Source organism: Streptomyces sp. NBC_01446, assembly GCF_026340095.1.
GTDB classification, from domain to species: Bacteria; Actinomycetota; Actinomycetes; order Streptomycetales; family Streptomycetaceae; genus Streptomyces; species Streptomyces aureus.
Genome location: NZ_JAPEPO010000001.1, coordinates 3,259,202 through 3,272,849 on the forward strand (window position 1 = coordinate 3,259,202; position 13,648 = coordinate 3,272,849).

The window sequence follows — 13,648 nt, forward strand, 5'->3', positions numbered from 1 at the left end:
GCGCTCATCGCTGTGTTCATCGCGTCACGCACGACGCAGGGCACGCAGCCCGCGGAACCCGATGCCCCCAACCACCGTCCCCAAGACAAAGGAGACAACGGCGAGCGTCAGATGCACCCAGAAGTAGGCGGTCGGGTCGCCGGCGTCGTCGAAGGCAAGCCCGCTCCCGTCCTTCCACAGGTTCTTGACGAAAGTGACCCAGATGACCCAGCTCCAGACACCGAAGGCGAGCAGGAACCAGGAGAGGGGGCGGCTGAGCTTCATACCCTCAGTATCGCCAGTCCTCCGTCCGCACCGCCGCCGGGGTGGGGAGCAGGAGACACAGGACACCTCGGCGGAGACTTACGGGCCCCAGCCATGTACGTTCACGACCGTGCCTGCCTCGAATGAGTCGTATTTCACGACCGTCTCTGCCAAGACCGAGTCCCCTTTCGAACGTTCCGGTCTGAAGCGTTCCGGTCCTCGGCGTGCCGGGCGATGGTCCGCCGCCGCCACGGTGGCCGCCTCCGCCACTCTCCTCTCGGTCTGCTGCGCCTCACCCGCACTGGCCGACGACAAGCCGGGGTCCTCCAAAGGCAAGGCGAAGCCGCCGGCCTCGATGTCGACCGTGGGCGGCGCGCAGCTGGGCAAGCCGGGCACACAGGTGAAACTGGCGAACGGGGCCCCCGTCCTGCCCAAGGATCTGAGCGCACGCTCCTGGATCGTCACGGACGCCGAGTCGGGCCAGGTACTCGCCTCGCACAACGCGCACTGGCGCCTGCCCCCCGCCAGCACCCTCAAGATGCTCTTCGCCGACACGGTCCTCCCCAAGTTCCCCAAGACGCAGACGCACAAGGTCGTCCCCTCCGACCTGGCCGGTATCGGCGAGGGCTCCAGCATGGTCGGTGTCAAGGAGGACTACACCTACACCGTCCACGACCTGTGGCTCGGCGTGTTCCTCCGCTCCGGCAACGACGCGGTCCACGTCCTGTCCGCCCTCAACGGCGGTGTCCCGCAGACCGTCAAGGACATGCAGTCCCACGCCGACGAGCTCCAGGCCCTCGACACCCACGTGGTCAGCCCCGACGGCTACGACGCCCCCGGCCAGGTCTCCTCCGCCTACGACCTCACTCTCTTCGCCCGGTCGGGCCTGCAGAAGAAGGACTTCCGCGAGTACTGCGCGACGGCGACCGCGAAGTTCCCCGAGTCGCAGAAGAAGGGCAAGACCACCAGCTCCTTCGAGATCCAGAACACCAACCGGCTCATCACCGGCGACATCGGCCTCGACCCCTACAAGGGCATCGCCGGGGTCAAGAACGGCAACACCACCAACGCCGGAGCCACCTTCACCGGCGTCGCCGAACGCAACGGCAAGGTCCTCCTCGTCACCGTCATGAACCCCGACTCCGGCGAGAACCACGCGGTCTACCAGGAGGCGGCCCGTCTCCTGGACTGGGGTTTCCAGGCCGACGGCAAGGTCACGCCGGTGGGACAGCTCGTCCCGCCCAAGAGCGCCGACACCGGCGGCGCCGACGGCTCCTCCGCCAGCCCCAAGGGCAACAAGGGAGCTGCCGCATCCGACAAGGCGTCGACCGCCCACGCCTCCGTCCAGAACGGCTCCAGCGGCATCGGTATCGCCCTGGCCATCACGGGCGGCGCTGTCATCCTCCTGGCCGCGGCCGCCTTCCTCGTCAACCGCCGCTGGCCCCTGCCCGAACTGGTACGCCGACTCCCCCGACGCTGACGGGACCCGTCCCGGAGCGCCATCGCTGTCCGGCGGTGCCACCGCTGTCCCGCTCGAGTGCACCGGCGCCGTCTGTCTCAGGCGGCGCCGGCCCGCGCCACCCCCGGCGGCTCCGCCCCCGGCCCGGCCTCGTCCGGCACCTCCGGGTCGGGCTGCCCCCGCGTGGCCGTCCAGGCCGCGCAGAACAACAGCAGCTTCGCCGTGAAGTTGATCCACAGCATCAGGGCCACCGGCGTCCCGAACGCCCCGTACATGCTCTTCGACGCCACCTCCTTCATATAGCTGCCCAGCAGCAGCTTCAGCAGCTCGAACCCCGCCGCCCCGATCAGCGCCGCCGTCAACAGCTGCCGCCGATGCGGGTGCACCCCCGGCAGCAGCGTCAGCACATAGAGCAGCAGCAGGAAGTCCGCGAGCACGGCGATCGCGAACGCCACCGCCCTGAGCAGCGCGCCGCCCCATCCGTCATGGGAGATGCCGAGCTCGTCCGCGGTCCACCCGACCGCGCTCGAGGCGAGCATCGACGCCGCCAACGAGACAAGTCCGGCCCCACCCAGCCCCACCAGGACCCCGGCGTCCGTGACCTTGCGCATGACCGGGTTCTCCTCCGGGTCCTCCAACTCCCAGACGGCGCGCAGACACTCTCTTATCGAGCCGACCCACCCGATGCCGGTGAAGAGCAGCAACGCCCCCGCCACCAGACCCACCGTTGCCGCGTTCGCGACGAGCGCGCCCAGGTCCAACTGATCGGAGATGCCGGGCACCTGCTCCGCGATCTTGTCCTGGAGCGTCTTCTGCCGCTCCTCGCTGAGCGTCCCGGCCGCGATCGCCGCGGCCACGGTCAGCAGCGGGAACAGCGCCAGGAAGCTGATGAACGTCATCGCCGCCGCCAGCCGCGTCCAGTGCACCTGGTCGAGCCGTTCGTAGGCGGACCACGCGTGCGTACGCATGAGCCGTTCGACGATCGGCCCGACGCCGGGAAGTCTCTTCAGCCAGTCCATGATCCGAGCCTGCCCTCCCTGACCGTTCTCGCACGTCTCGCCGGAATCGCCGCCCGGAAGACAAGGGTCCGAGTACCCCAGAACCTCAGAACCGTGGCCAGCATCATGCCCACCCCCGCCCCGGACACCGTGTCCGCGCGCTGCGACGTGAGCCCGAACCCGTAGTGCGACACAGCGATGCACAACAACTGCACCACCGCCCCCGCCACATTGACCGCGAAGAACACCCCGTACTGCCGCAGCCGTGACACCTCGATCGCCGTCCGCCGATAGGTACCGAGCGCGTTCCCGCCGTACGCGACCGTGCAACCGGCCAGGAACGACAGCGACTTGGCGGTGAACGGACCCCAGCCCGCCGGTCCCCGCAGCCACACAAAGAGCCCCAGGTCGACGACGTACGCGCAGCTCCCCACAAGCGCGAACCCCACCAACTCGGGCCCAAGCCCCTTCATCCACCACCACCCCCGAACCCACCACGACCGCTCCTCCCCCACGCTCCCGCGGGACGCGCCCTCCCTGGACGGGCCGTCCCCCGGCACGCCCTGATCCGACACGCCCTCACCTCCCACGTTCACCAGTTGGCGACCGCGAGCCCGTACATCGCCACCCACACCAGGCCGATCAAGGCCAGCGCTCTGTCCCGCAGAACGACGTCCTCCGGCTCACCCGCCGTGCCACGGTCGGCGAAGACCGCGTAGCGCAGGACGGCGAGGATGAAGGCCACCATCGACAGCTGTCTCCACGGCAGCAGACTGGTTCGCGCCACCCCGCCTTCCTCCATGGCCCACAGGCAATAGCCGAGAACGGCCACGCCTGCGGCAAGCTGCCAGACGAACCGCAGATAGCCGGTCGTGTACTCCGACAGCAAAGCCCGCGTCGCCCCCGCCTTCCCGGCCATCTGCACGGCCTCGGAGTACCGCTTGGCCGACACCATGAACAGCGCCCCGAACCCCGTCGTGATCAAGAACCAACGCGACAGCGGAATCCCCAGCGCAAACCCGCCGATCATGGCCCGCATCAGAAACCCGATGGTCACCACGACAAGATCGACGACGAGAACGTGCTTGAGGCTGATGCAGTAAGCCAGTTGCATCACCACGTAGGCGGTCAACAGCGCCGCTGTCATCGGGTTGCACAAGGTCCTGGCTGCCAGCGGCGCGAGAACGGCGAGCCCACCCCCGACCGCATAGGCCACCGCCACCGGAACGTAGCCCGCGGCCACGGGCCTGTTCCGCTTGACCGGGTGCGCCCGATCGGCCTCGGCGTCCCGCGCGTCGTTGATCAAATACACGGCGGAGGCGGCTGCAGTGAACAGCAGGAACACCAGGGCCAGTTGAGCCGCAGCGTGCCACGAGAACAGCTCGCCGGCGGCCGCGGGGGCGGCCACGACCAGCACGTTCTTCACCCATTGCCGCGGTCTCGCCGTCTTCAGCAGCCCGACGGGCAACCCGACCGTCGTCGCCGCACGCGGCCCCGGCACCGATTTCCCTCGCGGCCGGTCCAACAGCGCCGCGGCCGAGCCCCGCCGCCCTTGGGCTGACGCATGCACCAACGGCGTCCCGTCTCCAGCTCCCCCCGCGTCCATCGCCTCCCCCACACCTTCCCTTCGCTCAGTTCGTTCCGTCATCGCCGGGCACCCCCGGCCACCCAGTGAGCCCCGAGCCGCGCGGCGACCGCCCCGAGCGCCGCCCCCGCCGCCACGTCCGACGGGTAGTGCACCCCGACGACCATGCGCGAGACACACATCGCCGCCGCCAACGGCGGGACGAGCAGCGCTCCCGCCGGCCGCAACGCCCCGAACGCGACGGTCGCAGCGGCCGCCGAAGCTGCGTGCGAACTGGGGAAGGAATGCCGCCCCGCCGTCCGCACGAGCGGCTCCACACCGCTCTCCGCCCCCGGCCGCGGCCGCCGGACGACCCGCTTGATCCCCATGCTGGCCACGTGCGCCGCGGCGGTCAGCGCCGTACCGCGCAGCCACGCCCCTCGCCGCTCCCGGTCGACCGCTGCCCCCAACAACCCCGCGCCGAGCCAGAGCGCGCCGTGCTCCCCGCTCCAGGACAGAGCGCGCGCGACCGCCGCCACGCGCCGGTCCGTACCGCAGTCGCGCAATGCCGACAGCAATCGGCGGTCCATATCGTCCATGTGGCTCACTCTGCGGGTCAAAACCCGCATAACTCAGACAATTTTGGGTGACACCCATTCAATCACCCATTTCGGTGAGGGCCTGGTTTGTTTGGGGCGAAGGCCCTATCTATGGGCGATACGGTCGCGGTCATGGCTGCCGATCCCGCTCCCCCCACCGCCCGCACACCTGCCGTCACCCCCGGCGTCACACCCTCCGACCCAGCCGCCCCTGCCGCGCCGTCCACAAACACAACTGCGCCCACCTCTGCGCCCGCACCCGCGCTCATCTCGTCGGCCGTCCCGGCACCCGGCACTCCCCCCACCACGTCACCTTCCCCCGAGTCCGTCCACGACGGCCCCTCCGACGGCATTCTCGACACCGTCCCCATGACCGGCTGGGGCCGCACCGCCCCCACCGCCGCCCGCATCGTGCGCCCACGCTCCTACGCGGAGGCGGCAGCCGTGGTCCGTGCATGCGGGACGCCGGGCCACCGGGGCAACATCGCCCGCGGCCTGGGCCGGGCTTACGGAGATGCGGCACAGAACGCCGGCGGCAGCGTCCTGGACATGACCGGACTGGACCGCATCCACTCGATCGACGCGTCCGGTGGGACCGTGCTGTGCGACGCGGGCGTCTCACTGCACCGCCTGATGGAAGTCCTCCTACCCCTGGGCTGGTTCGTCCCCGTGACTCCCGGCACGCGCTACGTCACGGTGGGCGGCGCGATCGGTGCCGACATCCACGGCAAGAACCACCACGTCTCGGGATCGTTCTCCCGCCACGTGCTCGCCCTGGAACTGCTCACAGCCGATGGCGAAGTGCGGATCGTCGAGCGCGGCAGCGAGCTGTTCGACGCGACGGCCGGCGGTATGGGACTCACCGGGATCATCCTCACTGCCACCATCCAACTCCTCCCTGTCGAAACCTCGTTCATGTCGGTCGACACCGAACGCGCCGTTGACCTCGACGACTTGATGGCCCGCCTCACCGAGACCGATCACCTCTATCGCTACTCGGTCGCCTGGATCGACCTCCTGGCCCGCGGAGCCTCGATGGGCCGCTCGGTACTGACCCGCGGTGATCACGCTCCGCTGGATGCCGTTCCCGCACGGGCACGCAGGGCGCCACTGACGTTCCGTCCCAGGCAGCTTCCGGCCGCACCCGGATTCGTACCCGAAGGACTCCTGGGCCGCAGGACCGTCGGCCTCTTCAACGAGCTCTGGTACCGCAAGGCCCCCACGTCGCGCGTCGGCGAGATCCAGAGGCTCTCCTCCTACTTCCACCCCCTCGACGGCGTACCGCACTGGAATCGCATCTACGGGCGCAGCGGATTCGTCCAGTACCAATTCGTCGTCGGATATGGCCAGGAGGAAGCACTTCGCCGCATCGTGCGGCGCATCTCCGAGCGCCGGTGCCCCTCCTTCCTGGCGGTCCTCAAGCGCTTCGGCGACGCGGATCCCGGCTGGCTGTCCTTTCCCATGCCCGGCTGGACGCTGGCACTCGACATTCCCGCGAACCTGCCAGGACTCGGCGTGTTCCTCGACGAACTCGACGAGGAGGTGGCCGCGGCAGACGGACGCATCTACCTGGCCAAGGACTCGCGGCTAAGGCCCGAGCTGCTCTCGGCGATGTATCCCCATCTCGATGAATTCCGCGCCCTGCGAGCCCAGTTGGACCCGCGAGGCGTGTTCCGCTCGGATCTGTCCCGGCGCCTCGGACTCTGACCGGAATGGGAACGAGTGCCGTGACCGGAGCCTTCGCACTTACCGACAGTCCCGCTCGCCCACATCGCACGCACGTCGTACCCCCCTCACCCGGCACGGTCCCTCCGCACCGATTCACTTTTGGTACACCGCTCGGGCCGTCCGGGTTCCCATCCCGCCCCCACCGATTTCGGTCCCGCCCATTTGGAGTTTGGTTCTCATGAAGGACGCCTTCGGCACCCCCCAGTCCTTGCTCGTCCTCGGCGGCACCTCCGAGATCGCGCTCGCCACCGCGCGACGCCTCGTGGCCCGGCGGACCCGAACGGTGTGGCTGGCCGGCCGCCCGTCCCCCGCCCTCGACCGTGCGGCCGCCGAACTCCGCGACATGGGCGCCGACGCCCGTACCGTCGCCTTCGACGCGCTCGACTCCGAGGCGCACGAGGTGACGCTGGGCAAGGTGTTCGCCGAGGGCGACATCGACATGGTGCTGCTGGCGTTCGGGATCCTCGGCGACCAGGCCCGCGACGAGGACGAGCCGCTGGCCGCGGTGCGCGTCGCGCAGACCAACTACACAGGCGCCGTATCGGCGGGCCTCATCTGCGCCCGCGCCCTGCAGTCCCAGGGCCACGGCTCGCTGGTGGTGCTCTCGTCGGTCGCGGGTGAGCGGGCCCGCCGGTCCAACTTCATCTACGGGTCGAGCAAGGCCGGCCTGGACGCCTTCGCGCAGGGCCTCGGCGACGCACTGCACGGCACCGGCGTGCACGTAATGGTCGTGCGCCCCGGCTTCGTACGGTCAAAGATGACGGCGGGCATGGCGGAGGCACCCATGGCCACCACCCCGGAGGCGGTGGCACAGGCCATCGAGACGGGACTCAGGCGCCGGTCGGAGACCGTGTGGGTGCCGGGGGCCCTGCGCATGGTGATGTCGGCGCTGCGGCATGTCCCGCGTCCGCTGTTCCGGCGCCTGCCGATGTAGGCCGTGTCGCAACTGCGGCCGGCCGACTCGCTGCGCGTCAGCGAGCCGGCTGTCGGCCCCGCTTCGAGCGGTCGGGGCCCTGCGCGGGAACTGCTGGGCCGCCGAAGGGGAACTCGCGCAACTTTCGCCAGATACCGTCGGCGCCCTGCTCGTACAGCGCGAACCCGGTGCACGGCCAGGCCGCCTCGTACCCGGCGAGCTCCGAGTACGCCCGGTCCATCGCTTCCTCCGCGATGCCGTGCGCCACCGTGACGTGCGGGTGATAGGGAAACTGCAGCTCGCGCGCGACCGGACCGGACTCGTCACGGACCTGCTTCTGCAGCCACGTACAGGCCTCGGCGCCCTCGACGACCTGTACGAACACAACAGGAGACAGCGGACGGAAGGTTCCCGTCCCCGCGAGCCGCATCGCGAAGTTCCGCCCCGCGGCGGCGACCGCCTCGAGATGGTCCTCGACCGAAGGCAGCGACCTGGCCTCCACCTCGGTCGGCGGGAGCAGAGTGACGTGCGTGGGGATGCCGTGCGCAGCGGGGTCACCGAAGCCCGCGCGCCGCTCCTGGAGCTGGCTGCCGTGTGGCTCCGGAACCGCGATCGAAACGCCGATCGTTACGGTCCCCACGTCGTACTCCTGTCGTCGTGTGGCGGTAAGGCGGTTCAGACGGGCTGGGGCTCAGTGCTTCGCGGGCAGCAGTCCGACCTTGTCGTATGCCTGGGCGAGGGTTTCGGCGGCGACAGCACGCGCCTTCTCCGCGCCCTTGGCCAGGATCGAGTCGAGCGATTCCGGGTCGTCCAGGTACTCCTGGGTACGGGTCCGGAACGGTGTCACGAAGTCCACCATGACCTCTGCCAGGTCCGTCTTGAGCGCACCGTACATCTTGCCCTCGTAGTTCTGCTCCAGTTCCGGGATACCTGTGCCGGTGAGGGTGGAGTAGATGGCGAGGAGGTTGCTGACGCCCGGCTTGTTCGCCGGATCGAACCGGATCACGGTGTCGGTGTCGGTGACCGCGCTCTTGACCTTCTTGGCGGTGGTCTTCGGCTCGTCGAGAAGGTTGACGAGCCCCTTCGGAGTCGACGCCGACTTGCTCATCTTGATCGACGGGTCCTGGAGGTCGTAGATCTTCGCCGTTTCCTTGAGGATGTACGGCGCCGGGACCGTGAAGGTCTCGCCGAAGCGGCCGTTGAAGCGCTCGGCGAGGTCGCGCGTCAGCTCGATGTGCTGGCGCTGGTCCTCTCCCACGGGCACCTGGTCGGCCTGGTAGAGCAGGATGTCCGCGACCTGGAGGATCGGGTACGTGAAGAGGCCTACAGTCGCGCGGTCGGCGCCCTGTTTGGCGGACTTGTCCTTGAACTGCGTCATGCGTGAGGCCTCGCCGAAGCCCGTCAGACAGTTCATGACCCAGGCGAGCTGTGCGTGCTCGGGGACGTGGCTCTGCACGAACAGCGTGCAGCGGTCCGGGTCCAGGCCGGCGGCGAGGAGCTGCGCGGCGGCGAGCCGGGTGTTGGCCCGGAGCTCCTTGGGGTCCTGCGGCACGGTGATCGCGTGCAGGTCCACAACCATGTAGAACGCGTCGTGAGACTCCTGCAGCGCCACCCACTGGCGGACCGCGCCGAGGTAGTTGCCGAGGTGGAACGAGCCTGCAGTGGGCTGGATTCCGGAGAGCACGCGGGGACGATCAGAGGCCATGCTCCTCATTCTCTCAGGTGTCCCTCATTAGTTGGAAACAGGTGGGCGACGGGTGCACGACAAGTGCTGAAACCGTGCACGGAGCGCTGTCGCCCACCCCGCCCGGCGTGTCGCCGGAACCTGGCCACGGGACCCGGCCACGGGGCCCGTGGCCAGGTTCCGGCGACACGGGACCCGGCCACGGGGCCCGGCCACGGGGCCCGGCCACGGGGCCCGGCCACGGGGCCCGGCTTCGGAACTGCCTTGCGGAACAAGTTCGGAAAAACCTGAGCGACGGGTGGGAACCGATGCGAGGGGTGCGGTGTATCAACGATGTGAGGACACAGGGGGAGGTCCTGGAGGGGGGCCGCATCGTCGACGACGAGCGTGCGGTGATCGCTCGCGTGCGCGCCGGAGATGTGGAGGCGTACGCGGTACTGGTGCGCGCCTTCACCGGGCTGGCGCTGCGGGCGGCCCGGGCCCTCGGGGCAGGAGCGGACGCGGAGGACGTGGTGCAGCAGGCCTTTTTCAAGGCGTACTGCGCCCTGGGACAGTTTCGGGACGACTCGTCGTTCAAGCCGTGGCTGCTCACGATCGTCGCCAATGAGACGAGGAACACAGTGCGCTCGGCGGTGCGGCAGCGTTCGGTCGTGGGGCGGGAAGCGACGTTGATAGAGGCCGAGCCGCTGATACCCGAGACCACGGATCCGGCGGTCGCGGCCGTCCACTACGAGCGGCGGACGGCGTTGCTCGCCGCGCTCGAGGAGCTGAGCGAGGAGCATCGGCTGGTCGTCACGTATCGGTATCTGCTCGAGATGGACGAGGCGGAGACGGCCGAGGCGCTCGGCTGGCCGCGCGGCACCGTGAAGTCGAGGCTCAATCGCGCGCTGCGGAAGCTGAAGCGCATTCTTCCGGCTGAGCTGGACCCGCGCGAGGGAGGTGATGAGCATGAGTGAACCGCGTCACGAGGACGACGGGAGCCGGCGCCCCGGCAAGGAGCACGGGCCCCGCACGGACCGTGGGCTGCCGGCTGAGCTGCGCGCGCTGGGCAGGTCCCTGGACGGTCTGGGCCCCGGCGGCGAGTCGATGGCCGAGCGGGTGCTGGCACAGATAATCGCCGAGTCGGTTCCGGCGCCGGTGGCCGAGCCGACGGCGGACCCTGTCCGGGTGCGGCGCGCGCGTCGCTGGATACGGAAGCGGTGGCGGATGCTCACGGCGGGGCTGTGCGGAGTGCTGACCGTGCTCGTGCTCACGCCTCCGGTGCGGGCCGAGGTCGCCGAGTGGTTCGGCTTCGGCGGGGTGGAGGTCCGGTACGACCCCTCGGCCCTGCCGTCGTCCGGTGTGCACGTCCCCGGGTGCGGCACGTCGCTGTCGCTGGGCGAGGCCCGACGAGACGCCGGATTCGAACCGCTGGTGCCGGGCGAGCTGGGAATGCCGGACGCCGTGACGGTGACACGGGAACCGAAGTCGCGCTTCTTGATCACACTGTGCTGGCGCGATGCCGGGCACACGATCCGACTCGACGAGTACCCGGCGCAGCTCGACATCGGGTACATGAAATCGGTGCGCATGCAGCCGCACTGGGTCGACCTCGGCCGGGGTACGGGGCTGTGGTTCGCCCAGCCGCATCTGCTCGGTTTTTGGATGCTCGACGGCAACGGCGACCGGTGGACCCGTTCTGAACGCACCGCGGGACCGACGCTCCTGTGGACCCGCCGACAGGAGATGACGCTCCGCCTGGAGGGAGTCGATTCCCGGGAACGGGCGATCGAGATCGCACGGTCGGTACGAAAGCCGGACGCCCTCCGCTGATGTCCGTGGGCTGGACCGGCGGACTCGCACAACCGAGAACTCGCACACCGAAGTTGGGAACCCGGTCGGGTCGAGCGGTGTACCAGAAGTGAATCGACACGGGCGGGCCGTGCCGGGAGCAGCTGGGGGGAAACGGATGCGAACAGTACGAAGGCCGGCCGCGCTGGCGGTGGCACTGGTGGCGGCACTCGCCGCGATGCTATTGAGCGCGTCAGGGGCGTCGGCTGGCGGACCGACGAGCGTTCTGGTGGTGTCGCCCGAGAGCGGCCAGAGCGCGTCGCTCTACTTCAGTGACAAGAAGTACGGGCCGCTGGAGAGTCTCCTGGGCGAGCCGGACCAGGGGCGCCGGGAGGAGCCGCCCGGCTTGGGAATAGGCGCGGGGCGTCAGCTCAATGTCACATGGCTGGTGCACGACGTGCTGCCGTGGCGGGTCGACCGGGTCTATCCGGACTCGCCGGGCATGAAGGGCGTCTGGATACACACAGCGACTCACGTGCCGGACTCCTACAACGGGTACTGGCACAAGGCGCGCAAGCCGGCGGAGCTGCGGGCGCTGCTGAAGGACCTCGGAGTCATGGGCGCACGGTCCGCAAAGGGCGGGAGTCCGATCTTCCCGGTGCCCTGGCAGTCGCCCGACCGGTCCAAGGAAGCGCTCGGTGGAGCTCCGGCTCCGGCAGCCGACGGTCGCGATGCCGGGCCTTCCGAGAGCGCTCGGGCCCCGGCAGCCGGGTCGCAAGGCGGCGTGGACTGGTGGTGGGCGATACCGGGGCTGGTGGCGGGTGCCGCGCTGGCTCTGGTGCTGCGGCCCTTGGCCGACAGGCTGCCGGGTCGTCGCGGGACGGGCGGGACCCCGCCCGACGCGGGACCAAGGCAACAGCTGATCGATTCCTGAGGGTCGCTCTCCAGCTCTCCCGGCTGGGGGAGCGCACTGACCGGCCCGTCGGTGCGGCTGGTGACGGGCCGGTCAAGCGATCAGGTGAGGTCGACCTCCGGGTAGAGCGGGAAGCCGCTCAGCAGGTCGGACGCTCGTGTGGAGACCTCGTCGGCGATCTTCTCGTCCAGGACGTGCTGCGCCTTGGAGGGCGCGCCCTTGCTGGTGGTGCCCGCTTCGGCGGCGGTGAGGACGCGGTCGATGAGGCCCGCGACCTCGTCCATCTCCGCGGTGCCGAGGCCACGGGTGGTCAGGGCAGGGGTGCCGATGCGGATACCGGACGTGTACCAGGCACCGTTCGGGTCGGAGGGGATGGAGTTGCGGTTGGTGACGATGCCGGAGTCGAGGAGCGCGTTCTCGGCCTGGCGGCCGGTGAGCTCGTAGGAGGTGGCGACATCGATCAGGTTGAGATGGTTGTCCGTGCCGCCCGTGACGAGGGTGGCGCCACGGGTGGTCAGGCCCTCGGCGAGGGCACGGGCGTTGTCGACGACGGACTGGGCGTAGTCGCGGAACTCGGGACGGCGGGCCTCGGCCAGGGCGACGGCCTTGGCGGCCATGACGTGCGGCAGCGGGCCGCCGAGGACCATCGGGCAGCCGCGGTCGACCTGGTCGGCGAGCGAGTCGTCGCAGAGCACCATGCCGCCGCGCGGGCCGCGCAGCGACTTGTGCGTCGTGGTGGTGACGATCTGGGCATGCGGCACCGGGTCGAAGTCGCCGGTGAGGACCTTGCCCGCGACCAGCCCCGCGAAGTGCGCCATGTCGACCATGAGGGTCGCCCCGACCTCGTCGGCGATCTCGCGCATGATGCGGAAGTTCACCAGGCGGGGGTACGCGGAGTAGCCGGCGACGATGATCAGCGGCTTGAAGTCGCGGGCGGTGGCGCGCAGGGCTTCGTAGTCGACGAGGCCGGTCTGCGGGTCGGTGCCGTAGCTGCGCTGGTCGAACATCTTGCCGGAGATGTTCGGGCGGAAGCCGTGGGTGAGGTGGCCGCCGGCGTCCAGGGACATGCCGAGCATGCGCTGGTTGCCGAAGGCCTGACGGAGTTCGGCCCAGTCGGCGTCGGAGAGGTCGTTCACGTTGCGGACGCCGGCCAGCTCCAGGGCGGGCGCCTCGACGCGCTGGGCGAGGACGGCCCAGAAGGCGACGAGGTTGGCGTCGATGCCGGAGTGCGGTTGTACATAGGCGTGGCGGGCGCCGAAGAGCTCGCGGGCGTGTTCGGCGGCGAGGGCCTCGACGGTGTCGACGTTGCGGCAGCCGGCGTAGAAGCGGCGGCCGACGGTGCCCTCGGCGTACTTGTCGCTGAACCAGTTACCCATCGCGAGGAGGGTGGCCGGGGAAGCGTAGTTCTCGCTGGCGATCAGCTTGAGCATCTCGCGCTGGTCGGCGATCTCCTGGCCGATGGCGTCGGCCACGCGGGGCTCGACAGCCCGGATCACGTCGAGGGCGCTGCGGAACGCTACGGATTCGCTGGAGAGGGTGGGCTCTGACATGACGGACCTCCGGACGGATGGGACCTCCCCTGCTCGAGCGAGGTCGAGAGGGGGAGGTTCACGGGTCGGCCCAGGCGCACGGCACACAGTTCACAGGCCGCTCCCCGATGGTCGGTCCCATCCCAGCGCGCCAGTCACGGCCCTGCGGGCCACACTACCGGGCGCGCCGCAGGACGAGGTTTCCACGTCCACGATGCGAGCGACGATAGGAAGAGGCCACAAGCCCA

Annotated in this window: 14 protein-coding genes and 1 riboswitch; of the genes, 6 read left to right on the forward strand and 8 right to left on the reverse strand. The window is 69.8% G+C overall.

Annotated features, from left to right (window positions below):
• Positions 1-24 precede the first annotated feature (24 nt).
• Entirely contained in the window at positions 25-264 is a 240-nt protein-coding gene (locus OG456_RS14435) for an SCO4848 family membrane protein (RefSeq protein WP_266560960.1), read from the reverse strand.
• Between OG456_RS14435 and OG456_RS14440 the strand changes: the two genes are divergently transcribed.
• A complete protein-coding gene (locus tag OG456_RS14440) occupies positions 203-1,723 on the forward strand; it encodes a D-alanyl-D-alanine carboxypeptidase (RefSeq protein WP_266560962.1) in 1,521 nt (506 codons plus the stop codon). The genes OG456_RS14435 and OG456_RS14440 overlap by 62 nt on opposite strands.
• 77 nt (positions 1,724-1,800) lie before the next feature.
• Here the strand turns inward: OG456_RS14440 and OG456_RS14445 are convergent, their stop codons facing one another.
• From OG456_RS14445 to OG456_RS14460, 4 genes are all read right to left on the reverse strand, one after another.
• On the reverse strand, positions 1,801-2,721 hold the full coding sequence (locus tag OG456_RS14445; protein WP_266560964.1) for a YihY/virulence factor BrkB family protein: 921 nt from the start codon (positions 2,719-2,721) through the stop codon (positions 1,801-1,803).
• Positions 2,709-3,173 (reverse strand): GtrA family protein, encoded by a 465-nt coding sequence (locus OG456_RS14450; protein WP_266560966.1) that lies wholly within the window; start codon positions 3,171-3,173, stop codon positions 2,709-2,711. Before OG456_RS14450 ends, OG456_RS14445 begins: the two co-directional genes overlap by 13 nt.
• Before the next feature lie 119 nt (positions 3,174-3,292).
• Positions 3,293-4,201: a decaprenyl-phosphate phosphoribosyltransferase gene (locus tag OG456_RS14455; protein WP_266560968.1), complete on the reverse strand. Its 909-nt coding sequence runs from the start codon at positions 4,199-4,201 to the stop codon at positions 3,293-3,295.
• A gap of 143 nt (positions 4,202-4,344) precedes the next feature.
• Positions 4,345-4,863 (reverse strand): phosphatase PAP2 family protein, encoded by a 519-nt coding sequence (locus tag OG456_RS14460; protein ID WP_266560970.1) that lies wholly within the window; start codon positions 4,861-4,863, stop codon positions 4,345-4,347.
• 369 nt (positions 4,864-5,232) lie between these two features.
• On the opposite strand from OG456_RS14460, the gene OG456_RS14465 reads away from it, so the two are divergent.
• Both OG456_RS14465 and OG456_RS14470 read left to right on the forward strand, forming a co-directional pair.
• Positions 5,233-6,570 (forward strand): FAD-binding oxidoreductase, encoded by a 1,338-nt coding sequence (locus tag OG456_RS14465; RefSeq protein ID WP_266569241.1) that lies wholly within the window; start codon positions 5,233-5,235, stop codon positions 6,568-6,570.
• Between the two features lie 199 nt (positions 6,571-6,769).
• Positions 6,770-7,525: a decaprenylphospho-beta-D-erythro-pentofuranosid-2-ulose 2-reductase gene (locus OG456_RS14470; protein WP_266560972.1), complete on the forward strand. Its 756-nt coding sequence runs from the start codon at positions 6,770-6,772 to the stop codon at positions 7,523-7,525.
• 37 nt (positions 7,526-7,562) lie between these two features.
• Here the strand turns inward: OG456_RS14470 and OG456_RS14475 are convergent, their stop codons facing one another.
• Both OG456_RS14475 and trpS read right to left on the reverse strand, forming a co-directional pair.
• On the reverse strand, positions 7,563-8,144 hold the full coding sequence (locus OG456_RS14475; RefSeq protein ID WP_266560977.1) for a 2'-5' RNA ligase family protein: 582 nt from the start codon (positions 8,142-8,144) through the stop codon (positions 7,563-7,565).
• Between the two features lie 51 nt (positions 8,145-8,195).
• Positions 8,196-9,209, reverse strand: coding sequence for a tryptophan--tRNA ligase (trpS, locus tag OG456_RS14480; RefSeq protein WP_266560980.1), 1,014 nt, complete (start codon positions 9,207-9,209; stop codon positions 8,196-8,198).
• Between the two features lie 287 nt (positions 9,210-9,496).
• Here trpS and OG456_RS14485 point away from each other — a divergent pair, with 287 nt between their 5' ends.
• The 3 genes from OG456_RS14485 to OG456_RS14495 all read left to right on the forward strand — a co-directional run bounded on the left by OG456_RS14485 (position 9,497) and on the right by OG456_RS14495 (position 11,892).
• Positions 9,497-10,144 carry an RNA polymerase sigma factor gene (locus OG456_RS14485; RefSeq protein ID WP_266560982.1) on the forward strand — a complete coding sequence of 216 codons (648 nt, stop codon included), beginning with the start codon at positions 9,497-9,499 and terminating at the stop codon, positions 10,142-10,144.
• The gene (locus OG456_RS14490) at positions 10,131-11,000 is read left to right on the forward strand and encodes a hypothetical protein (protein ID WP_266560983.1); all 870 of its coding nucleotides are present in this window, start codon (positions 10,131-10,133) and stop codon (positions 10,998-11,000) included. The genes OG456_RS14485 and OG456_RS14490 overlap by 14 nt, the downstream gene beginning before the upstream one ends.
• A 250-nt stretch (positions 11,001-11,250) precedes the next feature.
• Entirely contained in the window at positions 11,251-11,892 is a 642-nt protein-coding gene (locus OG456_RS14495) for a hypothetical protein (protein WP_266560984.1), read from the forward strand.
• An 80-nt stretch (positions 11,893-11,972) separates the two neighbouring features.
• Here the strand turns inward: OG456_RS14495 and OG456_RS14500 are convergent, their stop codons facing one another.
• Positions 11,973-13,421, reverse strand: a complete 1,449-nt coding sequence (locus OG456_RS14500; protein ID WP_266560986.1) for a glycine hydroxymethyltransferase — start codon at positions 13,419-13,421, stop codon at positions 11,973-11,975.
• Positions 13,422-13,482: 61 nt separating this feature from the next.
• Positions 13,483-13,569, reverse strand: a riboswitch (ZMP/ZTP riboswitch).
• Positions 13,570-13,648: the final 79 nt, after the last annotated feature.